Below are 23,501 nucleotides of genomic sequence, written 5' to 3'. Positions count from 1 at the left end.
TGTGCGGCATTATATCATATTGCAGCCGCTCTCACATTTAGAAAATGTATGAAAGATGTATTTTCTTTTACAAACGGTATCATTAAGATAAATACCTTCTTTTGTAGCAGACAAACAGACCCTTTCGGATTCTGAAACAGGAAATTTGAAATGAAACAACATTCCTGTATTCAAACCTCTTATTGAGTCTAAAAAAATCAATGATCTTTTAAAATCAATATATTAGCTAATAACATAAATATGATATCAAGAGCACCTTAAATAATGATCCTCATAGGCTTAACTCTATAGAAGATGCTTCATTATACAGCCTACACGCCGCTATAAAACACCAATACTCCCATATAAAAACATAATACAAATGTAAAAAAAAATAGCTTATCAATGATTGAATAAAGTTTTATCTCTACGCTATTTCTTGAGAAAAATCAGAGTATAAAGCACGTTAACAAACGCGATTTATGCAAAATCTACTTGTTTATCTTTGATATCGTCAACCAATAAACGCGGATCACGAGCAAGCCAAAGCGTAGCAATCCCCTCCTCACTGTTTTCATTTTGTATAGGAGTAAGACAAACCGTTTGTTCTAGAACAAGTCCCGCATTTTTAAGCCATTGTTCTATTTGTAAAGCCGAAAATCCAAAACGCATATGCACTTGATCAGAATATGAAGACTCAATTTCATGATAACCAAAATCCACAATCAATAAACGGCCATGAGGACGCAAAACACTTGATATCTCATGAAGGAATATTTCAGGATTTTCAAGAAAATGTAAAACCCAATGAAGAATAACTAAATCAAAAGTTGTATCTCCAACAGACAAGTGAAAAACATTGCTATCAAGCACAACTTGAACCGCATGCGTATAAAGATTAGAAAACAATTTTAAGATAGAGTCTCCACCTCTTCCAATATTCAACATCGTCGGAAATGGTTTATCGCCAATGATTTCAAGTAACGAGTTTTCTACACCATGATCTGCCATATAGGATGACCGTAATACATCCCATTGCAACGCATTTTGTAAGAAATGCTTCTTCCTCGTTTTTTGACGCTGCTTTTTAACATCCTTCAAACGTTCTAAATCATGCGCTAACAACACATCATTCTTTGGTAAAGACGAAAGAATACCCATCACAATGTCTTTACCCCAAAAATCATGACAAAGCTTAAAATAAAGGCTATCCCCCTTCTGATAACGCTCAATCAATCGTGCTTCGTACAATAAACGTAAATATCGTGATATACACGCTTGCGACTGATCAAGAATAAAAATAAAATCAGGAATTGTTAAATCTTCATGATGTAAGAGCCTAAGAACACGTAAATGGCTTACTTCTGCGACCGCTTTCAGCAGCACAATCATTGCATCTAAACTTGCACTTTTTTTCATAATTATCCCCTAAACATTCCTATAAACATTTGTTTATAGGAAAAAAAGTCAAGCATACAACGCATATTCTCATCTATTTTGCTCTCTCTATTTTATCATACTATGAAAAAAATAGGCTAATGTAAAAAACGAACAGATCTTATCTCCCTGCTTCTCGTTATAATGAGAATACATTGATTTATAATAATCAATTCATTTTTAACTTGAATAAAAAACCGGAATACCGTAGATTTTTCTCATTTCAAATCTATTCATGATAAATCAATCCAAATCATTCTCTTACAGCTCATAAACGGAGGGGACAGATGGATAAAAATACCTTTTATGCCCACCTAAAAACAAGAACTGCATACTATTGAGAAAAAATAACATGATAATGCCAGCTTGCATTTTTATTAAGTAAAGATGATAATGCTCAATGACCAAGGCATTTGTAGAAGTAATACTATACGCTCCATCCCCTCCTTTTCATTGCAGTTTTACAAAAAATAACCGGTTATATATCATGAGTAAAATAACCCTATTTAGGTCATAATTTCATAAAGTGTCTCTTACTCTTTTCAATGAATAAAAACTCCCACAGAGTACACACACACTTTATTTATGAAATAACAAACGCAATAAAATACACTATTATTCTAACAAAGTTGCGATAAGATAAAAAATTCTAGCGTGTAAGAGGTTTATAATTTGCATGCTTAGGATTAAGAGATTCCGCCCCAAGACGACGAACTTTATCAGCCTCATATTCAGCAAAATTACCTTCAAACCATTCTACATGACCATCACCTTCAAAGGCTAAAATATGTGTTGCCAATCGATCAAGAAACATACGATCATGCGATATGATAACTGCACAACCAGCGAAATTTTCCAATGCATCTTCCAATGCACCCAATGTTTCAGTATCAAGATCATTTGTCGGTTCATCAAGAAGAAGCACATTCCCCCCCTCTTTTAGAAGTTTCGCCAAATGTACGCGATTGCGCTGCCCTCCTGATAAATTTGCCACCTTCTGCTGCTGATCTGCCCCCTTGAAATTAAAAGCCCCGCAATAAGCGCGGCTATTCATCTCATATTTGCCTAATTTAATAATGTCATTTCCACCAGAAATTTCCTCCCAAACAGTTTTATCCCCCACCAAGGAATCGCGACTCTGATCCACATAACTCATGTGAACTGTTTCACCGATACGTATCTGACCTGAATCGGGCTTTTCCTGTCCCGTCAACATTTTAAACAAGGTCGACTTTCCCATACCATTGGCCCCAATAACGCCGACAATGCCACCAGCAGGAAGTTTAAAAGAAAGAGAATCAATCAATACACGTTCACCATAAGCTTTAGAGAGATTATCAACCTCAATAACAACTTGTCCTAATCTTTCTCCAATAGGAATAATGATTTGCGCCTCTCCAGGACGGCGCTCACGTGCTGCTTGAACCAACTCATCATAAGCCTTAATCCGAGCTTTTGACTTTGCTTGTCGCCCTTTTGGACTAGAAGCAATCCATTCTTGCTCACGTGATAAAGCACGTTGACGCGCTGCCTCTTCACGGCCTTCCTGAGCCAAACGCTTGGCTTTAGCCCCCAAATAAGCAGAATAGTTCCCCTCATAAGGAATACCTCTACCGCGATCTAATTCTAAAATCCACCCCGTTACATTGTCGAGAAAATAACGATCATGGGTTATCAAAAGCACAGCCCCAGGATATTCACGTAGATGCCTCTCAAGCCAAGCCGTCGTTTCAGCATCTAAATGGTTTGTCGGTTCATCCAAAAGTAATAAATCAGGTTTTGACAAAAGCAATTTACAAAGTGCAACACGCCGCTTCTCACCACCCGAAAGTTTTGTTACATCCCCATCGGCTGGCGGACAGCCAAGAGCAGCCATAGCCATTTCCACTTGACTTTCTAAATCCCAAAGATTCTGACTGTCAATAATATCCTGAAGCTGTGCGCTTTCATCAGCCGTTTCCTCGCTATAATTCATCATCAATTCGTTATAACGTTCAAGAATTTCCTGTTTATCTGCAACACCTTCCATCACATTACCACGCACATCTTTGCTCGCATCAAGCAAAGGTTCTTGTGGTAGATAACCACAGCGTGCTCCTTCAGAAATCCATGCTTCTCCCGTATATTCCTTATCTAGCCCAGCCATAATACGTAAAATAGTTGACTTCCCTGCACCATTCGGCCCTAAAATACCGATCTTCGCATCTGGATAAAAAGACAAATGAATATTTTCTAGAACTTTTTTATTGCCGTAAGACTTGTTAAGCCCAGCCATATGATAGATAAATTGACGTGCCATAAATTTCTCTTTATATTATGCGATATTAAAGATTAGGATTTTGAAAAAACTGCTTTTGCTTTTTGAAACTGTACAGTAAATAGCACTTACGTCGTATCAAAAGCTTTCGCTTTATATTGGTACATTTTTTCTAATCTCACAAGCCCCAGTATGGTCCTGAATGCAAAAAAACATCCCCCTAAAGAGCAAAAAGCAAATCTTTTTAGCTGTACCTGAAACCTGTTATCAAACATTGCCTCTCTTTTCCATACCAGATATAACATTGTATTTTTATCGTATTAAACCGACTTATCAATGTAATATGATACCACAAAGAAAAGCAATTCTCTATGCGCCTTCTTTTCTCGCTTTATGGGCTTTATATTACGCAGTAAAAAATCCTTCTCTTTTTTCATCGATTTTTTGCTACGGAAAGCAATGGACTTCACCCCTTGCCTTGATATGGCTTAAATTACGTTTACAAAACGACCGCCGCCTTATGGGATCTGACGTCCCAAGCCCAATGATCATGAAAGCTTTGCATCAACACGTAGCAACAAATGACTACAGCGCACTTCCCATTGGTACGTGGTTACAATTCGTAAAAAACTATAAAACCAATTGTAAAAACTTATCCATCCCCCTCTTTTGGCTTGATAATTATAAAAATAATATCAATATCCAGCACATCATTTCAAAACTTCAAGACGACATATAGCTTTTTAAAAATACGATAAAAGCTCATCTCGTATAGGAATATATTTATGGAAAAAAAAGCCTTAATCGTCATTGATGTTCAAAATGACTTCTTACTCGGTGGAGCACTTGCCGTACCTCAAGGTGATGCTATTTTACCCGCCGTCAATAATCTCATAAATCATTTTGACCACGTTATCTTAACCCAAGACTGGCATCCCAAAAACCATTGCAGCTTTGCTTCCTGTTATCCTGAAAAAAAGCCCTATGATACAGTCATTCTTGACTATGGTCCTCAAATACTTTGGCCTGATCATTGCATACGAGGAACACAAGGAGCAGAATTCCATCCATCTCTTAGAGCAGAAAAGGCACAACTTATCCTTAGAAAAGGCTATAATCAAAAAATGGATAGCTATTCTGCTTTTCTTGAAAATGATCAAAAAACACCAACAGGTTTACAAGTTTATCTCAAAGAACATGGTTTTACTAAGCTCATTATGTGTGGCTTAGCAACTGATTTTTGTGTCGGATTCTCTGCTCTTCACGCTATACAATACGGTTTTAAAGTCAGTGTTTCATTAAATGCTTGTGCTGGTATTGATGTAAACGGATCACTAAACACTATGCTTAAAACTATGAACGAAGCAGGGATAGAACTGTTAATGCTCTCCTAAAATATTCTTTTCTCATCTACCATTATAACATTCTGATTTATAATGAATAATTTTTTTTACCTATTTAAGTAAGGAACGAAAATATCGTAAAATTCTCTCATTTCAACCCTATTTCAACACCATTCTCTTAAAACATCACAAATAGGATTGATGTATGAATAAAAATCTTGCAAAAAAAAACAGCCAAAAGGCTTCTTATGAATCATTAAATGCAAGAGCAGTTATGATACTGAAAGCTGGTAAAAAGTATAGCGTAAACTTGCACCTTATATTGAAGTCAAAAAGCCTCTATACGTCAAAAGTTATCCAAAAGATTATACATTATTTCCCTCATGGAGGGGAAATCGTGCAATGATCTCCTCTTTAAAACAAAAACATCAATAAGCAATAACATGGCATTTTTTGCATAAAAGACCTCTTTCTATTCAAAGATATGCGATAAACAAAAGTGTGAAAAAGGAAGAAATCTCCATTACTTAGATACAACATGTTTATCTAATTGACGATGCTTAAAACGAATCGAAGAATATAATGCCATTCCAATAATACAGACTCCCACAAGTCCTGTTAAAACTTCAGGAACCGATATAATCGTTTGCAGATACATAATCACTGCAAGAACTAGAATTGCATAAAAAGCACCATGCTCTAAATAACGATAATGCAATAATGTTCCTGATTCAACCAACATAATTGTCATAGAACGAACGTAAAATGCTCCGATACCAAGACCTATCGCAATAATAAAAAGGTTGTGTGAAAAGGCAAAAGCACCAACCACGCCATCGAAAGAAAAACTAGCATCAAGAACTTCTAAGTAAAGAAACGCCCCTACTCCCCCGTGAGCTACTGTTGTTAAAGTCTTTTGAGGAGTATCCAAGAGATGACCGACAACTTCAACACCGATAAAGGTCAAAAGTCCATAAAGTGCTGCCAATAAAAAAGTTATTTTATTTTCTGCGTCAATCTGAGCTGAAACAAATAAGATCAAAATCAAAACAATTGCAATATCAATTCCAACAAGCGCCCCAAACTTTTGAGCAGGTCTCTCTATAACATTAAGCCAATGCACTTCTTTTTCAGAATCAAAAAAATATTTTAAGCCAACCATCATAAGGAAAGTTCCTCCAAAAGCAGCAATCCCCATATGCGCATCGGTTAAAACTTCAGCATATCGATGTGGTTCCCATATCGCTAATTTGACTGCCGCAATTGGATTAATCCCAACAGCAACGACAACCACCAATAATGGAAAAACAATTCGCATCCCAAATACAGCTATCAAAATGCCCCATATAAGAAAACGACGACGCCACAATGGACTCATTCTACTAAGAACACGCGCATTGATAATAGAATTATCAAAAGATAAAGAAATTTCCAAAATTCCTAAAACAACGCAAATAAAAAAATATTTAAGAAAACCAGTAATACTTTCCGTTTCAAACCAACCAATAACCCCTCCTAAAAAGACACCAATAATCGTGAAAAAAAAAGCAAACCCAAAATAGCGTAATAGGGCCATGATCATTCCTCAAAGTTTATTTTCTACTTCATCTAAAGCACACCCAGTACAAATCCAAAGTTTGCATCTCTTTAAAGTTGCATCTATTAATGCAGAGGTGTATAGAATATATATGGTAAAGTTACATGAAAATTCTCTCAAAAAAAGCAAGAGACAAATGTAGCAAACAAGGAATTTTGTTTTGAAGTGAATATCAATTGTCAATACAATAAGTGAAAGATTGCTTTCTATCCACGAAAATAAAAAGAAATTAAAGCTATAATATTGACATTATATCATAGAATATTAATACATAGTGTGCTTTTATTATTTAATGATTTATACCATGATGATTTACCGAGGGAGATAATTCGTGGCACGTCCTGAAACTGAATCAAAAACCATATTTGGAAAACGTTTACGTTATGTACGTCTTGCTTTAGGCGATCCATCACGTGAAACCTTAGCTAAAAGTTTTAGCATGACAAAAAATTCCATTGCTTTTTATGAGCGTGGAGAGAGAGAACCCAATCTTAGTGTCTTACAAACATACCGCACGTTATACGGTGTCAATATTAATTGGCTTTTAACTGGACAAGGAAAAATGTTTGACACCGAATATACAAAAGGTGATTTTGACTGGAATTATTTTATTAAAAAAATCGAGGGACTGGAAGAAACACTTGCCGATAGTGATCGTAACGAAAAACTAAATCAAGAAAAAATCGACAGTTCTTATGAAAAATTGCAGCAATATTTGTCAAGACAAGGTTTATCAAATGGTTTTAACCCTAAAACTACAACCTCTCTTATCGATATGAAAGCTAAAATGGCCAATTCTTATACCCTTAGCTTATTCATTGATTTACTCATTCGAAGCGTATCCCAAAAAGAGGTTATAGCTAATCAATAAACGTCTATTTCAAAAGAAAAAGCAAGAAATGATTAAACACCAGTATGGAAAGAAGTATTTTTTTACTTTATCCGTGCTGGTGAAGTTTTATATAATTTATAAACTTTATTTCTGTAACGACAGAAAAATATTTGCGTTGTAAATGAAAGTATAGTGTCTTTAAATTAAAAAAAATAATTTTATAGTATAAAATTCTCATTCATATCTTATTGACAATAAATTTTTTCTTGTTAAAAGAATAATAGCTCTCATAGAAATTATTTTTTAAGGTCAGAAAATTTAAGGGGAATATATTGACGACTTCCTATAGAGACATACATTAATGTTTACAAACGGATTAGTTAAATATTTATCCTGAAAATTATCAGCTATTTTATGAGGTGAGAAACATGTATTTTGAGGTGTTTCAAGGAGTTCACAATCAATGGTACTGGCGTTTAATCTCAGGAGATGCACAAAAAATTGCTTTTTCTAGTAAAGGCTATCCAACAAAACAAGATATCCTAATCAATATTGAGCAAATAAAAGAAGTTACACATAAGGCTCTTATTAGAGAACTACAATCCTAACGTTCTTTACCATTAAAACAAGCATTTATTTTGTATAATGGTATGTTGAGTTATTTTTGTGACAAATGAACAGTGATTGTTTTTCCCTCAATGAGAGGGCGTTTTTTGTATTATTTCTGACGCTTACAAATAACAGTCATATTCTTACAGATTATGTGTTTATTTTCAATCACACACAAATCTCTATAGCCTTTATCAAAAAGAAAATCTCTTAAGTTTTGTATTTTTCATAAAAAATAAACGCACATGAAGAGAAGATAAATCATCAATGAGAAATATATTTACTCTACAAGATATTAATATCTTTTACGTTCATATTCCTCTTCTGTATCTGATAATCATAACTGACTTACCCATTTCATCTTCATAAAAAGCAAATATCTCTTTCTTTCTATTATCATGCAATTTTTTATACCTATTAGCTGAAACTATCGTAGCATTTATACCTTACATCTAAAAAGAACGTGCAAAACTGTTTCCAGCAATAATATAAAATTGCTGGATTGTATAGACGCGCTTTTTAATAACTAGCCTACCTATAAACTGGTTTATCATCATAAACTCTTATTTTATGATCAACGACGCTCTGTCTTATAACCTTAAATGTTGTCATAAAATCAGAGTAAACTTGAATATTCTCTTCCAATACAATCTCTCCATCAGCACCATAATTGGCTTCATTAAAGTTTATCTCTCTCGTCATTCCAATCTTCCTAACACATTTCCAAACCCTTTAATGCAAAATATGAATACAATCACTCTTTATCATCTTCAGATTTAAGCATTTTTTTATATTTCTTTTCATTTTTTTCATATTGCTTAATTTGTTTTTTCAGTTTTTCAATTGCTTGGTCGCGTCTTTTAATCACCATACTTTGCTCTCTAATAGCCCTATCTCGTTCTTCAGTCATCTTCATAGAATCTCTTAAAAACTCATGCTTTATTCTTCTAGATTCCTCTTTTAAAATTTTCACTTGACTGCGATAATATAAAGAAAATCGAAATATAACCCCGCTGCACAACAAAACAACAATCATTGCTCCCAATAAAATTTCGTTTACACTCATTTGGATCTCCCTTAATTGTCGCTCAAGTGATCATCTTGACCAATTTGTTTCATCCTCAATCAAAAAAAGAATGCAATAAATCGCATGTTCCAAGTGTGAACAATCACTCTCGGCGTTCTTATTTTCTCCATTAAAGCATTGATAAATGACGCAAACAAATCTCTGAAAGCGGCTAAATCTACACTCACACCAATTATTTGCGACACATTTATTGACACAAAATACAAAAAATAAGGAACGTCAAATAAAACTAACGACGCAATCCAATCATACAAGCCTTGCCCAAATCGTTCCTATCTTCCTTTTTTACGCCATGTGGAATGCGGCTATATATGAAAGTTTTTCATTATTACAAAAATCTTCAGTGTCACAAAGCACAGCATTTCTGTAAAATTTTGCCTTCCCACAAATCTTTACATCACCACAAACTAAAGCATCATTATAAACTCGAGCCTTTCTAAAATCACGAGTATCACCACAAAATTCAATACATTGAGCATTCAAAACTTGATCAAAAAAGACCGCATTAGCATAAACATATGCATCTCCACTCATATTCAAATAACGATAAAGTTCTTATTTTTCATAAACATGCGAACTCTTACGAACAACTAAACAACCATATGTTAATGCATTATTATCAATAACAATATCATTATAAACACAGACTTCATTATAAACCACAGCATCATAAAAACACATTCATCCCCATAAGGGCATTGATCGAATGTACAATTCTACCAAACAACCACCTTTGTGGATCAGATTACCTTCCTGTTTAATAAAATATCCAAGATCACTTTTTTGATATTTCCCATTTTTTACGCATATATACGATATACCATCTGATAGTGATCTAATTTATTACAATAAAGAAGAAATCAGTATTCTTTATCTATGCAATTTACATTTTTTCTACAGCCATTATCCTATCTCTTAAGGCTCTAAAGCTTCGTTATATTCACACACTACCTCAACGCAGAATTTTTTTTACAAATTCTGATGTTGGGGTATATCTTGATTTATAATGCTGCTACGTATACTATCATAGTGAAATCTCATAAACATACGAGTGTGTATCGCCCTTTCTGGTATACACATTTACTTTTTCACAACCGTGGAACTAAGCAACCATTTTTATTGATTCGAATCTGAAAGTGTATGGGGACATTTTGTTATTAGTTAAAAACAACTCTATATGCTTCCTTAGCGAAGAGCTACACATGGATATTTTCACGCTCCTTGTATCATATATTCTGGATTCGCAACGCAATATTAACGCTATAGCGTAAATATGTAAAGGTCTAAAAATGACAAAGACTGAAAAAGATTGGTTCCAACGCTTAGTTGAATTGATAAAAAGTGACGGACGAACAATGATTGAAATAAGCAGAGCTGCAGGCTGTGGACAAAATTACGTCCAACAAATGATAAATGGAGGCAAGAGGCCTTCTGTAGATAAACTCATGGCTATTTTGAATACACTGGGAAATGCTAGTGCCATATATGTAATAACTGGTTTCAACATCTCCGATGAAGACTTAAAACTCATAACTTTGATTTCGTCTGGAGATAAAAAGAAGATTGAAGCCTTAAATGTTCTGTTGAATGAGCAGAATCTGTAGAATTTTCTACTTTATCCAATATCGCTTGCTTTTGAGACGTCGATAAAGACTCCCATTTCACAATAATATCAGATAAAGTTGTTTCAAATTTTTTATCATTCTTCATAGTCATACTCCATGTAGTCACACTATATAACGCTAAAGCGTTTAAAATATATCTCTACCTTAGAAAAAAATATTTGCAATAGGCAGTATGGAAGCAATTGTGTACAAACTTATTTTACAAAATCAGATGAAGTTCTATTAGTCATGTACCATGGTGAAACAGAAAGCATCACACGATCCAGACCTTCTTATGAAAATTGGTATAATCTATCAAAAACGCGAATAATGTTACGCAGATCTTGCGATTCGGACCAATAAAAACTAATGTGAAAATATCCCTGAAGACACTCCTGAACTCTATATAAGAGAACACGAAAAAGCTTTTTTGAAAAAAATACATCACAATTTATTCTACATAGCACCATCTATGTTTTTTTAACAATATTGCAAAGCGAGAATATAACAATGTTATAGGAATAAATTCTTATAAACAGAGCCACACTACCTAAAACTCTGTAACACATTTACAGGTAACCTCCCCTCTAAACGCACCTTGTAAATACTAATATAAGTCTCTATCATAAGCAAAAATGATACTATCAAAAAAATAAAACGAATCACCACGCACAATCTTTGTACGTAAATTTTATACAGATTTACAACAAGAGAGAAATTCCCTTATGCAAATGAAGAATTATATTTTAAAAGTATGACTTTGAAGAAGAAGTATACTTTTCCAAAAAAACACCCTCCCTGCCAATAATTTTTCATAAGAGAAAAAACTCATAATAAAGATAAAACTCTCTATACGATCAATACGAGAAAAATGTTAGCAATACAAAAAAGTGCTAGGGTTACCGCAATATTGCCAATTCCTTATCAGAGTAAAATCAAAAAAGACATCTGCTCTTCAATAATAATTCGGATCACATGAAAACTCTATAATTTAAACATTAAGCAAAAAATACACAAAAACAGAAAATGGCATTTTAACAAATTTTCCAATATCATAGAAAACATTTCTTACAGAATAATAAAATGCTTATTACAATAGAATCTGGATGATGCAAAGCGATAGAAACAATCACTCAATTGACTTTTCAAAGAACAATTAATAAAATTCTTTTCAAAAAACACGCCACCGTCACTATGAACAATATTTCTCAAGATATTAAATAGAATTCCTTTCTTGGGAAAAAGAAAATAACAACAAATGTTATCATCGTTGCCCCATGATACATATCAATGCCCATAGATCACATTCTCTTATACACTAACCTTTCATCACAATGATGCTATTCGAACGTCTAAAAGACATTAACATCACTTAGAAAAAAGCAAATTTACACTAAATGTTTTTTGAGCCATTTGTTCTGAACAGGTACAATCTTTAAAATTGGTTTTATTGAGGTCTGTTTATTTGCAGAACAAGTATAAATAAACTTATCCAATGAAGCTTTTAGCCTTCTATTTTATGAAGAACACCATATAGAAAAAGTACAAAACAGTATATTAATTAAGAAAGTAAATAGCGACCCATATCAGTTAATTCAAATGCTAAAAGGTTGCAAATGAGAGAACTTCTTTGATGAGACTAAGAAAACATACCATCATATTAAAGCGACTGAGAGAAAAAACTGCAACAAACAACGACCAAAAGCTTCTAAAACAAACAGGAAAATAAATAAAAAACGAAAAAGGTAGAATCTCAAAACTTTTATATAAGCGATCCATTTTTCTATTGTACATTTCCCTATTGGTGGGCCCGGAGGGACTCGAACCCCCAACCAAGCGGTTATGAGCCGCTGGCTCTAACCAATTGAGCTACAGGCCCTAAATAGGTTGTTTCTCTCTAAACTAAAATGCCCTATGATACAAGAGCTGACAAAGATTATAACCCATCTTTTTCTCTTTTCTATTGGTTTTTTTTTCAGTGCTCTAATTTCTTTACAAAAACTCTTAAAAATGAGAGAATAATTAACTGACAAATATAAAGGTATAGATATGATAGAAAAGAAAATTCAACCACTGAAGAGTTCTCTGGTTAAAACAGTTATATTAGCATTTACACTCTTAGCCACATCGTTGACTGTACGTGCTTATGCTGAAGAAAATAAAATGAAAAATGCAACGATTACAGTGACAGCAATCGGAGAAAGTCAAGCAGCACCGGATATGGCCATTATTAATCTAGCCGTTGTTACCTATGACAAAACTGCCCAAAAGGCATTAGCTTCCAATAATCAATCCATCAATGATATTATAAACGCTTTTAAAAACAATGGCATCCAAGCAAATGATTTGCAAACATCAGGCTTATCCATTTATCAGTCGACCTCTGATAAACACCACGAAAAAAAGAATAATGAAAAACTCTATCATGTTTCAAATTCTTTAACCGTGCGCATTCGTGATCTTACCAATGCTGGTAAAATCTTTGATCAAGCGATGACACTAGGTGTTAATTCAGTTAACGGCATTACTTTTACCAACGCAGATACAAAGCCATTTTATCAAGAAGCACGTAAAAAAGCCATTACTGAAGCCATTGAAAAAGCGCAAACGATAGCGCAAGCAGCCGATTTAAAATTAGGAAAAATTATTGAAATCAATGAAAAGGATGATTACTATCACCCAACACCACGTCTCATGAGTAGAGCAGCAGATGTAAGCTACGCAAATACAAATTTTGCAGGTGGTGAATTAAATTATAACGTGAGCGTCACTGTAGTCTTTGCGATCGATTAAGTCACAAACAAGTTGTATAAAAAATCATATTACTGGCCTTCACGTAGAAGACCAGTAATGTGATAAAGATAATCTTCCTCAGATAATAATTCGTCTTCGTAAATCTCTATTTGTCCGCGTGCAGAAATATGCGCTGTATGTACCGTCTGACAATCCCCTGATACCAATGGATGCCACCAATGAAGATCTTTTCCCTCATAAATTAATCTATAAGCACAACTTTCTGGGAGCCAACGCGCTGTTTTAACTGTCGTAATGTCTAGCGATATACAATCTGGTACAATTGATTTACGATGAGCATAATCTCGACACCTGCAGGTTTCCCCATCTAAAAGACGACAAGCAATACTGGTTGCATAAAGGTCACCCGTATCATCGTCCTCAACTTTATGGAGACAACAACAGCCACAGCCATCACAAAGGCTCTCCCACTCAGAAATGGAAATCTCTTCTAATTTTTTTACTTTCCAAAAGGGAAGTTCTCCACTCATAAACTCAGACACACCTTTTTTAATTAAGACGATCTATAAAAAATGAAACGTTTAATTTCTATAATTTTATCTATTTCTGTCTCTTAAAAAGATTCAACTCAATGTATACTTTAAACCATGTTCTTAAAAGCTATCTGAATAAAAAGAGAATATTCAAAAATAGCGCATATAAATGAACATAACCTATTGAAACATCTCTTTGTAAACTTAACAAAGAATAAAATGCGTCACCTAAAATGATAGAAAAATTCCGCAAAGAACATACATTTTTCATCAAAAAGTCCGTATGTTGCAATATAAGTTTATTCCTAACAGATCTCATTTCTTAAAAACGAGCCGCGCTATACGCAAGGTAATGTTTTTATCGTTCATTTCTTGAAAGCCCCCTACTCTCTACTCCATAACCACCCTTTGCCCTATATCTATTCTTTTGAGACAGAGAAGTATAAAGCCCCCAAGCTAAGAAAAACATTAAACATCGAAAACTTTCTAGATTGTTCAAATTCTTCCTATGTTTTTCTCAAGAAAGTATCCAAGTACAACATGAAGCACCTCCCCCCTTCATTAAGAAGAAGGAGGAAGTTATTAAAATGCACACGAATTCTTTTATTTAAGAATCGAGAAAACTGCGCAATTTTCGTGAACGGCTAGGATGTTTTAATTTACGAAGTGCCTTTGCTTCAATCTGACGAATACGCTCTCTTGTAACTGAGAACTGCTGTCCCACTTCTTCCAATGTGTGATCGGTATTCATCCCTATTCCAAAACGCATCCGCAAAACACGTTCTTCTCGTGGTGTTAATGAAGCAAGAACGCGTGTTGTCGTATCTCGCAGATTAGCTTGGATAGCTGCATCAATTGGTAATAACGCATTCCTATCCTCAATAAAATCACCCAAATGGGAATCATCTTCATCACCAACAGGCGTTTCGAGAGAAATAGGTTCTTTTGCAATTTTAAGAACTTTTCGTACTTTTTCTAACGGCATAGAAAGCTTGCTAGATAATTCTTCTGGTGTTGGTTCTCGTCCAATTTCATGGAGAATCTGACGCGAGGTACGAACGATTTTATTAATTGTTTCAATCATATGAACAGGAATACGAATTGTACGTGCCTGATCAGCAATTGAACGTGTAATAGCTTGACGAATCCACCATGTTGCATAAGTTGAAAATTTGTAGCCGCGCCGATATTCAAACTTATCCACAGCCTTCATCAAACCGATATTGCCCTCTTGAATAAGATCAAGAAACTGCAAACCACGATTGGTGTATTTTTTTGCAATTGAAATGACAAGACGCAAATTAGATTCTACCATCTCTTTTTTTGCAATTGTTGATTCGCGTTCACCTTTCTGCACCTGCATAACAATCCGACGAAATTCACCAATCGAAATAGCCGTTTCTTGCGCAAGATTTTGTATTTCACTTCGCAGTTTTTGGATTTCTTTTGCTTCACGCACCGAAAACTCTTTCCAACCAGGTGTAGGCAAAGCAGCAATATAATTCATCCAATCCGCGTCCAATTCACGCCCTTGGTATTCTTTTAAAAAATCCTCATGGCCAATGCCATAGCTATTGGCAATCCGTTTCAGCTTACCTTCATTATGAATCAATCTCTTATTAATGTCATAAAGCTGTTCAACCAAAGCTTCGATACGATTTTGGTTTAAAGAAAGGGATTTTACTGCTTGAATCAACTCACCCTTTAATTGAATATATTTCTTCTTCTGAGAAGATGTAAGAGCCCCCTCTTTACGCTCTGCCAAACTGCTTTCAACATGCTGATCTTGTAATTTTCGTAATTTCACATAGGTTTGAGCAATAAAATCCAATGTTTCCATAACTTGAGGACAAAGTTCATTTTCCATTGCAGCAAGCGATAAGTTAACATCGTCCTCGTCCTCTTCATCATCGTCTTCAATGTTTCTCTCTCCCGCGCTCTCCCCCATATTACGTATACCAGAAGACATTTTTTCTTCTACTGTCTTATCAACTTCACTTCGCTCAATAACAGGAGCCTGCTTTGCTTCTGGACCAGCATAAGTCGTTTCAAGATCAATAATTTCACGAAGAAGAATACGCTGCTCTTTTAACTCGTCACGCCAGATAATAAGAGCCTGGAAAGTCAAAGGACTCTCACAAAGTCCCGCAATCATTGTCTCACGCCCTGCTTCAATACGCTTAGCAATGGCAATTTCGCCTTCCCGCGAAAGAAGCTCAACAGCTCCCATCTCACGCAAATACATACGCACCGGATCATCCGTACGATCTGTTACTTCGCGTTTATTCGTTGTCGTTGCAATTGCGTGGCTAGAGGCTTCTACTAAATCCCCCCCCTCTACCGTAACTTCTTCTTCATAATTTTCAGACTCAACTTCATCCTCATCATCCACAACATTAACCCCCATCTCAGAGAACATCGCCAAGATATCTTCAATTTGTTCGGATGTAACCTCGTCAGAAGGAAGAACTGCATTGAGTTCATCCATTGTTACGTAACCATTTTTTTTGGCAAGTTTAATCATTTTCTTGATGGCATCATCAGAAAAATCAAGAAGAGGACTATCCAAACTCGCTTGGTTTGTTACTTCTGCATTATCTTTCTGTTTAACCTTTGTTGCCATACCATAACTCCACTCGATCACTTCACAGTTTCCATGTAACCATAGTTTCCATGTGACCAGTTTTTTTGTTCTCACTAAAATCTACCAATAGTTACTCATATATACTTCCTGTTAAGAGATTACCATTGGAAAGAATACATTTTGTATACGCCCTGACATCCAGACTAACTTGACATCCAGACAAAAACGCGGGAAAACTCCAGAAGTTTCCCCGACACCTCTCAGCCCTTCTGAGATAATCTCTGCACCCTATCGTAAGAACCAATTTCCCGCTTTTCCTAAAATTTACCCGCTTTTCCTAAAATTTAATTGTCATCTTTATAAAAATGTCACTCCACATAAACTTCCTCATCTAAAATTTAAGTGACTGATTCGCATTAAAAAAGCGAATCATTTTATCGTATCTTGTGTATTCCCGTCTATTTTTTCATCCAACCAACTTCCAAATCCTTCAATTAACGCTTCTGTTGCCTGCATCTGCTCCAGCTCATTTTTTACCTCACGAAGCAGATCAAAAACCTCACTCTTAGGATTTTCTACAAGTTGCTCTTCAATATCCTGTAACCTCTTATGTAGGTGGTGTTCTTGAAGATGCAAGTAGACAGCTTGTTTTAATATAGCACGCGCATCTTCTATAGGGGCTCCACCAGGAATAATACGCATACCAATATTTTGCACAAGATGTTTCATACGCTCTAACAGAGCCTTTTGCCCTCTTTTTTCTAAGAATGCAACCATCGTCTCTTTATCATGAAGCTGTTGGTCCCCAAGAATTTCCAACATAGCTTGATGAAAAATTATCAATTGAGTATTTTTTAATTCTAACTCAGAAAGAATTTCAAAATTTTCATACCACAACTCAGGATAGTAAGCTAAAGTGAGTAAAATCACTGCTTCACGCAAAGGGATAGATTGCGAAGAATTTCGTACTATTTCAGAATTTGCTAACAGAGAAAAGGTTTGATCTTTAAAGGTCCTATTTGGTGAAGATTGACCATATCGCCCTTCCCCCCTTTTTTTCGAAAAAGAGGGACGAAAAAAATCAAAAAGGCGTTTTTTTACATCTTGCAAATAATAACGACGGACATCTTCATCCTTAATCGTAAAAATTTGTTGTTTTAGTTGTTTTTCTAGCGCTGCTCGTGTCTCTGGAATTTCAAAATGCTTTCCATAGGTAGCACGCCACCATAAAAGTTCACTCAAAGGAATAGCTTTTTGCAAAAAAGAAGAAAAAAGCTGTGCTCCACCAGCACAAACAATTTCATCAGGATCTTTCCCTTGTGGCAACAAAACAAAGCGTACACAAACCCCAGCCTTTAAAAGAGGCAACACACGATCAGCAACACGAAAAGCAGCTTTTAAACCAGCATCATCACCATCAAAACACAAAATAGGCTCCTTCCCCATCTGCCATAAAAGCTCAATTTGCGCTTCCGTTAATGCTGTCCCTAAGGGTGCTACAACTCCTTCAAAACCAGCTTTAGTCAATGCAATGACATCCATATACCCCTCAACAACAAGGAGTGAATGAATTTTTTCATCGCCAACAAAGCGACTATTTTTGCGAGCTGCTGCCGCGTTATAAAGTATATTTCCTTTATGAAACAGCACTGTTTCAGGGCTATTGAGATATTTTGCTCGTGTCTCTTTCTCTAATGCACGCCCTCCGAAAGCCACCACACGTCCGCGCAAATCTTCGATAGGAAACATAATGCGATTTCTAAATCGGTCATAAGAATCCGCGCTCTCCTCATGCACTGAGAGAAGCCCACATTCTTCCATTTGCTTTATTGAAATGCCCCGTGCACTCAAAGCTTCTTTCAAAGCTGTACGCCTTACCGGTGCAAAACCAATGCGGAAACGCTCTACAAGCTCTGGTGTAACACCACGTGCATCCAGATAACGACGTGCTTGCGTACCTTCTTTATCGCGTAAATTATATTGGAAAAAATCTGTAGCAATTTTCATCACATCATAAAGGTCAGCTTTTTCCAGTTGACGTTTATGACTTTGTGAATCCAAAATAGGGAGTTTTATTCCCGCAAAATCAGCCAAACGCTCTACACTTTCTGAAAAGTGCAATCCATCAAGCTCACACAAAAAGGTAAAAATATCTCCACTTACACCACAACCAAAACAATAATAGCGCCCTTTATGATCATCACAATGAAAACTTGGCGTTTTTTCACCATGAAATGGACAGCAACACCAAAAGTCTCCCCGTGAAGGCTTACTTTTTCGAGGATCAAAATCCACCCGTTGCCCAATCACTGTTGAAATTGGGAGTCTCGTACGCAGTTCATTAAGGAAATCGGGCGGAAAACGCATTATCTCTCACAGAGTTTGAAATTTCTTTTTTGCATATTTAACGACTTTAGAGCATAATTCCAATACTTCCTCTTAAGCAGTTGTAAAATTTTAAACCCTCAACTGCATATATTTTTAGAAATGGAGAATAAAAAGTGATCGAATTTATTGCTCAATATCCGTGGTTAGAGGCTATTTCTTGGCTTGTTATTCTTACTATAGCTGCCCTTTTAGTGAACTTTCTAGGACGAAAATTACTTATTCACGGAGCAAAAAAACTCTCTTCTTTTCTCCCCAAAAATACAACGATCGATATTAATAATGCTATTCAATACATAGCGGATATCATTTCAGCTTTTATTCTTTCAATTGGTGTTAATTTTATCTCAACATTGCCCGATGCATTTAGCACTGTCATCAGTAATGTTGCCAACGCCTTCATTATCTTCTTTGTCGTCCTGACAATTTCTTCCTGTCTCAATGTCATTAACATCCTTTACGAACAACGACCAACAGCACGACTAAAACCAATAAAAGGTTATATTCAAATTGCTAAAATTGCACTTTTTGCTGTTGCAACAATTTTAATGGTCGCTACATTGATTGACCGTTCCCCTCTTATTCTCTTCTCCGGTCTTGGTGCAATGGCCGCAGTTCTCATGTTAATTTTTCAAGATACGCTTCTTTCTCTCGTTGCCGGTATTCAAATTTCATCCACTGATATGGTTCGTGTTGGGGATTGGATTGAAATCCCCAATCTCGGTGCCGATGGTGATGTTATTGAAATTGCCTTGCATACTGTTAAAGTTCAAAATTTCGACAACACCATCACCTCAGTTCCTATCCGTAAACTTGTGACCGACCCTTTTAAAAATTGGCGTGGAATGCAAGAATCGGGTGGAAGACGCATCAAACGCTCTCTTTTTATTGATCAATCAAGTATCCATTTTCTCACAAAAGAAGAACAAAAATATCTTTCCCGATTTAATTTATTAGAAAATTATTTCACGCAAAAAGTAGCAGAAATTGATCAATGGAATGCTCAATTAGATAAAAATCATGATATCTTAGCCAATACGCGCCGTTTAACCAACATTGGAACTTTTCGTGCTTATGTTTTTGCTTATCTACAACAGCATCTAAACATCAACCCTAATATGACCTATATGGCACGACAATTACCTCCTACAGAAAATGGTTTACCCTTAGAAATCTATTGCTTTACGAACACCACCGTTTGGATCGACTATGAACAAATTCAAGGCGATATCTTTGATCACCTTTATTCCATTCTGCCCTGTTTCGGTCTAAAGGTTTTTCAAAATCCAAGCGGTTATGATTTTAATCAAGTATTAAAAGCAAAAGTGAAATAAAAACAATAAACTTCAATTTATTAATTTGAGGCAACCACATTCACAACAACAAAGAAAGAATAAAGTATCATGAATGGTTCATTGGTACTCCTTCATCTTGCCGGCGCTATTTCTTTACTTCTTTGGGCCACACGCATGGTGCGCACAGGAGTTGAACGCGCTTATGGTGACAGACTTAAATATAAAATGTGCCACGTCGTTTCAAAACCATTGTTTGCCGTAAGTTTTGGACTTTTTACAGCAATGATTTTACAAAGCTCTACAGCAATAACACTCCTCGTTGGCTCTTTCGTTGAATCTGGTTTTGTCTCTGGAGTAGCAGGACTTATGGCTGTACGTGGAGGAGAATTAGGATCAGCAATCGTTGTAAAAATTCTCACCTATGACCTCACTCTTGTTGTACCCTTGTGTCTTTTAATTGGCACTTGTATCTTCATGACAACAGAAAAACGTGAATGGCGTCAAATAGGACGTATTGTCATCGGTATTGGTCTTTTGATTTTATCTTTAGAGATGATAAGTACCGCGACAGAACCTTTACGTGAAAGCGAAATTTTGCCTAGCATCATTCGTTATCTTTCAACCGATCCTATTTCCACTTTTTTGTTGGCTGCTGGCTTAACCTACCTCTTACATTCATCCATTGCAGGAATCATTTTGCTGGTCAATTTTGCCAATTACGATCTTATCCATACGCAACTCTGTGTTGTCATGGTTCTTGGTGTCAACTTTGGCTCTTCTCTTATAGCACCACTTTTAACGCGCAACGCCTCTCCTAATACCCGCCTCGTTCCCTTAGGAAATTTACTCATGCGTGGGGCAGGATCAATCTTTATACTTATCTTATTTCTCTCCTTTCACCCTCCCATCACATGGCTTGGCAATAACGCCCCTACTCAAGTGATCAACGCCCATATCATTTTTAATGTTTTCATTCTCCTTGCTGGAATACCGCTTTCAAAATGGATTTTAAAATTAACCACTCAGATCGTGAATATAAGTGCAAAAAAAATGCAAGCCGACAAAACGCTCAATTTATCTGATCAAACAGCTCTTGATGACAGTGTTCTTGATCGCCCAACTCTCGCCCTCTCGAATGTCATGCGTGAAGTCATTCATATTTGTGATCTTGTAGACATCATGCTAGAAAAAATTATGGGACTTTATGAAAAGCCTGATCCCAATATTATTCGTGAACTCAACCAACTCAACACCATATTGGACAAAAAACATATCGCCATCAAACTTTATCTTGCCCGATTAGCGGGACAAAAATTATCTGACGAAGAAGCTCTTCAAACGCAAGAACTTCTAGGCGCCTGTATAAAATTAGACCAAGCAGGCGATATCATTATTCATAATATGTTGATGCTGGTTAAAAAGAAACAACAAAAAGGTTTACAGTTCAGCAGCGAGAGCTGGAGTGACCTCCTTCGTTTCCACGCCATTGTACTAGCCAACGCGCATATAGCATTTAACGTTCTCGTCTCACGTGATACACACACTGCACACCTATTGGTACAAAAAAAAGATCAGCTACGAAACTTAGAAAAAGAGATGAGTTTAAAACATTTTAAACGTCTGCGTGAAGGGGATCTCAAAAATGTAGAATCATCCAGTCTTCATCTCGACACTGTGCGCGACCTCAAACAAATCAACTCTCTTTTGACCTCAATGATCTACCCCATTTTAGAAGAACAGGGACTTCTTCAAAGTTCTCGTCTACGCAACCCTTCTGAAGAACAAGCAGAAAAAACTTAAACTTTTCAAATAACTTGAATAAAACACACATCACATCGATTATTCAATTTTGAATATGGTCAAGATATTGATTTAGTCAAAATATCTTATTATTCGACAATTTAAATGAGCTTTCTTCATCGTAAGTTTCTTTCATTTAAAATCTATTCATGATGAATTGCTCAAAGTCATTTGCTTGCACATTACAAACAAAGCAGCGTGTAGAATAGAACTCTTGAAGAAAGATGTAAAAATGCCTAACCATCTCAAAGCCAAAACTGTTAAACACATAAAGAATAGGTCAAGAGTATGATAGTTCCAACCTAAACCCGCCTTGTAAAAAGGGAACCGCTTCACAGTAGCAGCAAAACAGAAATACTCTATAAGGAATACAAAACCCCACAAAAATGCAACGTTTATATCAAGATTGGTAGAGGTTCAACCTATACAGCCATGCTATAACGTGTTAACAAAACAGTTTTCATTTCAAACATCATTGATATCAATTGGCAAGCTCCAAACTTTTAAATATCCATTTTACTTATTACTTTAATCACAATTTTTTTTAATTTAAGAGAGAGCTTAAAAAGCTTATAAATACAATTTATGAGTTCTTAAAACATTTTCACTAATATTTTCTTCTTTTATTCATATTTCTCAATTAATTAATTTGTTTATAAATTAAAATGTATTATATAATTTATACTTATTAAGTATTATATATAATATAAATGTGAGTATTATTTTAATATAAAGGAAAGTAATAAATAAAATATCTAAAAGAAATATCCTTTCCACTGGTTAAAAAAGGAATAAACCTTGATTTTTACAAAGTTTACTCTAGTTACAATTTAAATTCAGGCAAAGGAGGGTATCATGGAAAATGCAAACATCGGTTGGATTGCTGCTATTATTATCGGCGGGATTGCAGGTTGGGCAGCACAGTATATTATGAAAAGCCAAACAGGAATATTGTTAAATATTATCTTAGGGATTATTGGCGCTGCGCTAGCAAGCTTTCTTTTTAGTCTTTTAGGTGTAAGTTTTGCCGGTTGGCTTGGCTATCTTATTTCAGGTTTTATAGGAGCCTGTATTCTTATATGGATAGGACAAAAAATTCGATCATAGAGTATTTATTTTTTACACCTTTTGGGATTCAATACAAAACTAGGAAACAACGAGCAGAGTTTAAAATATTCCCCTGTAACTTGTTGTTACCAATTTTGATATGATGGTGAGATGCTTAAGCTGCGATTTTAGGCATACACCATCACCGTATTATAAAAAATGCAGTAAACAACTTTATAACGCACCATTTCATACCTATATAAACTTACGCATATCAGGAGAGATATGTTGCGTTACTTTAACAAAATACGAATTATTTTTGTACCATGTGCGCAAATCCAGCTTATCTCACTGTAAT

The 23,501-nt window shown here is 35.4% G+C and carries 21 protein-coding genes and 1 tRNA gene; 10 read left to right on the top strand and 12 right to left on the bottom strand.

The genetic code is table 11. The features are described from left to right. Positions 1-459 precede the first annotated feature (459 nt). Together ACFILT_RS01120 and ettA are read right to left on the bottom strand one after the other, a co-directional pair. The gene (locus ACFILT_RS01120; RefSeq protein ID WP_375679449.1) at positions 460-1,398 is read right to left on the bottom strand and encodes an ArsR/SmtB family transcription factor; all 939 of its coding nucleotides are present in this window, start codon (positions 1,396-1,398) and stop codon (positions 460-462) included. 667 nt (positions 1,399-2,065) lie between these two features. Further along, positions 2,066-3,715, bottom strand: coding sequence for an energy-dependent translational throttle protein EttA (ettA, locus tag ACFILT_RS01115; RefSeq protein WP_375613359.1), 1,650 nt, complete (start codon positions 3,713-3,715; stop codon positions 2,066-2,068). Between the two features lie 160 nt (positions 3,716-3,875). On the opposite strand from ettA, the gene ACFILT_RS01110 reads away from it, so the two are divergent. The 3 genes from ACFILT_RS01110 (at position 3,876) to ACFILT_RS01100 (ending at position 5,422) form a co-directional block, all read left to right on the top strand. Beyond that, positions 3,876-4,412 carry a hypothetical protein gene (locus tag ACFILT_RS01110; RefSeq protein ID WP_375611982.1) on the top strand — a complete coding sequence of 179 codons (537 nt, stop codon included), beginning with the start codon at positions 3,876-3,878 and terminating at the stop codon, positions 4,410-4,412. 46 nt (positions 4,413-4,458) lie between these two features. After that, positions 4,459-5,067 (top strand): bifunctional nicotinamidase/pyrazinamidase, encoded by a 609-nt coding sequence (gene pncA / locus ACFILT_RS01105; RefSeq protein WP_375678623.1) that lies wholly within the window; start codon positions 4,459-4,461, stop codon positions 5,065-5,067. 154 nt (positions 5,068-5,221) lie between these two features. Continuing rightward, positions 5,222-5,422: a hypothetical protein gene (locus tag ACFILT_RS01100; RefSeq protein WP_375678624.1), complete on the top strand. Its 201-nt coding sequence runs from the start codon at positions 5,222-5,224 to the stop codon at positions 5,420-5,422. A 117-nt stretch (positions 5,423-5,539) separates the two neighbouring features. On the opposite strand, the gene ACFILT_RS01095 is transcribed toward ACFILT_RS01100, so the two are convergent. Further along, positions 5,540-6,592, bottom strand: a complete 1,053-nt coding sequence (locus ACFILT_RS01095) for a DUF475 domain-containing protein (RefSeq protein WP_375679448.1) — start codon at positions 6,590-6,592, stop codon at positions 5,540-5,542. Between the two features lie 352 nt (positions 6,593-6,944). Here ACFILT_RS01095 and ACFILT_RS01090 point away from each other — a divergent pair, with 352 nt between their 5' ends. Then, positions 6,945-7,484, top strand: coding sequence for a helix-turn-helix domain-containing protein (locus ACFILT_RS01090; protein WP_375611979.1), 540 nt, complete (start codon positions 6,945-6,947; stop codon positions 7,482-7,484). 389 nt (positions 7,485-7,873) lie between these two features. Further along, positions 7,874-8,053, top strand: a complete 180-nt coding sequence (locus tag ACFILT_RS01085) for a DUF1508 domain-containing protein (RefSeq protein WP_273790798.1) — start codon at positions 7,874-7,876, stop codon at positions 8,051-8,053. 532 nt (positions 8,054-8,585) lie between these two features. On the opposite strand, the gene ACFILT_RS01080 is transcribed toward ACFILT_RS01085, so the two are convergent. From ACFILT_RS01080 to ACFILT_RS01065, 4 genes are all read right to left on the bottom strand, one after another. Further along, positions 8,586-8,756, bottom strand: a complete 171-nt coding sequence (locus tag ACFILT_RS01080) for a hypothetical protein (protein ID WP_375613355.1) — start codon at positions 8,754-8,756, stop codon at positions 8,586-8,588. 52 nt (positions 8,757-8,808) lie between these two features. Continuing rightward, entirely contained in the window at positions 8,809-9,120 is a 312-nt protein-coding gene (locus ACFILT_RS01075; RefSeq protein ID WP_375613354.1) for a hypothetical protein, read from the bottom strand. Between the two features lie 306 nt (positions 9,121-9,426). Beyond that, positions 9,427-9,681: a hypothetical protein gene (locus ACFILT_RS01070; RefSeq protein WP_375611976.1), complete on the bottom strand. Its 255-nt coding sequence runs from the start codon at positions 9,679-9,681 to the stop codon at positions 9,427-9,429. Between the two features lie 15 nt (positions 9,682-9,696). Continuing rightward, complete coding sequence (locus ACFILT_RS01065) at positions 9,697-9,822, bottom strand: hypothetical protein (protein ID WP_375679447.1); 126 nt, start codon at positions 9,820-9,822, stop codon at positions 9,697-9,699. A 608-nt stretch (positions 9,823-10,430) separates the two neighbouring features. On the opposite strand from ACFILT_RS01065, the gene ACFILT_RS01060 reads away from it, so the two are divergent. Beyond that, a complete protein-coding gene (locus tag ACFILT_RS01060) occupies positions 10,431-10,745 on the top strand; it encodes a helix-turn-helix domain-containing protein (protein WP_007347852.1) in 315 nt (104 codons plus the stop codon). Here the strand turns inward: ACFILT_RS01060 and ACFILT_RS01055 are convergent. Beyond that, on the bottom strand, positions 10,669-10,851 hold the full coding sequence (locus ACFILT_RS01055) for a hypothetical protein (protein ID WP_273790801.1): 183 nt from the start codon (positions 10,849-10,851) through the stop codon (positions 10,669-10,671). The genes ACFILT_RS01060 and ACFILT_RS01055 overlap by 77 nt on opposite strands. 1,696 nt (positions 10,852-12,547) lie before the next feature. Further along, positions 12,548-12,624 (bottom strand) — tRNA-Ile (locus ACFILT_RS01050). 170 nt (positions 12,625-12,794) lie between these two features. Here ACFILT_RS01050 and ACFILT_RS01045 point away from each other — a divergent pair. Further along, positions 12,795-13,538: an SIMPL domain-containing protein gene (locus ACFILT_RS01045; RefSeq protein WP_375613351.1), complete on the top strand. Its 744-nt coding sequence runs from the start codon at positions 12,795-12,797 to the stop codon at positions 13,536-13,538. Positions 13,539-13,567: 29 nt separating this feature from the next. Here ACFILT_RS01045 and ACFILT_RS01040 read toward each other — a convergent pair whose 3' ends face one another. The 3 genes from ACFILT_RS01040 to dnaG all read right to left on the bottom strand — a co-directional run bounded on the left by ACFILT_RS01040 (position 13,568) and on the right by dnaG (position 18,983). Beyond that, complete coding sequence (locus ACFILT_RS01040) at positions 13,568-14,029, bottom strand: YcgN family cysteine cluster protein (protein WP_375628795.1); 462 nt, start codon at positions 14,027-14,029, stop codon at positions 13,568-13,570. Positions 14,030-14,639: 610 nt separating this feature from the next. Further along, positions 14,640-16,655 (bottom strand): RNA polymerase sigma factor RpoD, encoded by a 2,016-nt coding sequence (gene rpoD / locus ACFILT_RS01035; protein WP_375611971.1) that lies wholly within the window; start codon positions 16,653-16,655, stop codon positions 14,640-14,642. A 390-nt stretch (positions 16,656-17,045) separates the two neighbouring features. Further along, positions 17,046-18,983 (bottom strand): DNA primase, encoded by a 1,938-nt coding sequence (gene dnaG, locus ACFILT_RS01030; protein WP_375678625.1) that lies wholly within the window; start codon positions 18,981-18,983, stop codon positions 17,046-17,048. 134 nt (positions 18,984-19,117) lie between these two features. On the opposite strand from dnaG, the gene ACFILT_RS01025 reads away from it, so the two are divergent. The 3 genes from ACFILT_RS01025 (at position 19,118) to ACFILT_RS01015 (ending at position 23,203) form a co-directional block, all read left to right on the top strand. Then, entirely contained in the window at positions 19,118-20,335 is a 1,218-nt protein-coding gene (locus ACFILT_RS01025; protein ID WP_375678626.1) for a mechanosensitive ion channel family protein, read from the top strand. A 69-nt stretch (positions 20,336-20,404) separates the two neighbouring features. Beyond that, a complete protein-coding gene (locus ACFILT_RS01020) occupies positions 20,405-22,096 on the top strand; it encodes a Na/Pi cotransporter family protein (RefSeq protein ID WP_375678627.1) in 1,692 nt (563 codons plus the stop codon). Positions 22,097-22,951: 855 nt separating this feature from the next. Continuing rightward, positions 22,952-23,203 (top strand): GlsB/YeaQ/YmgE family stress response membrane protein, encoded by a 252-nt coding sequence (locus tag ACFILT_RS01015; RefSeq protein WP_375611967.1) that lies wholly within the window; start codon positions 22,952-22,954, stop codon positions 23,201-23,203. Positions 23,204-23,501 lie beyond the last annotated feature (298 nt).

This window comes from Bartonella sp. AP7XZML (genome assembly GCF_042195745.1).
Taxonomy (GTDB): Bacteria; Pseudomonadota; Alphaproteobacteria; order Rhizobiales; family Rhizobiaceae; genus Bartonella.
This window is presented reverse-complemented; position numbering and strand designations above follow the sequence as displayed.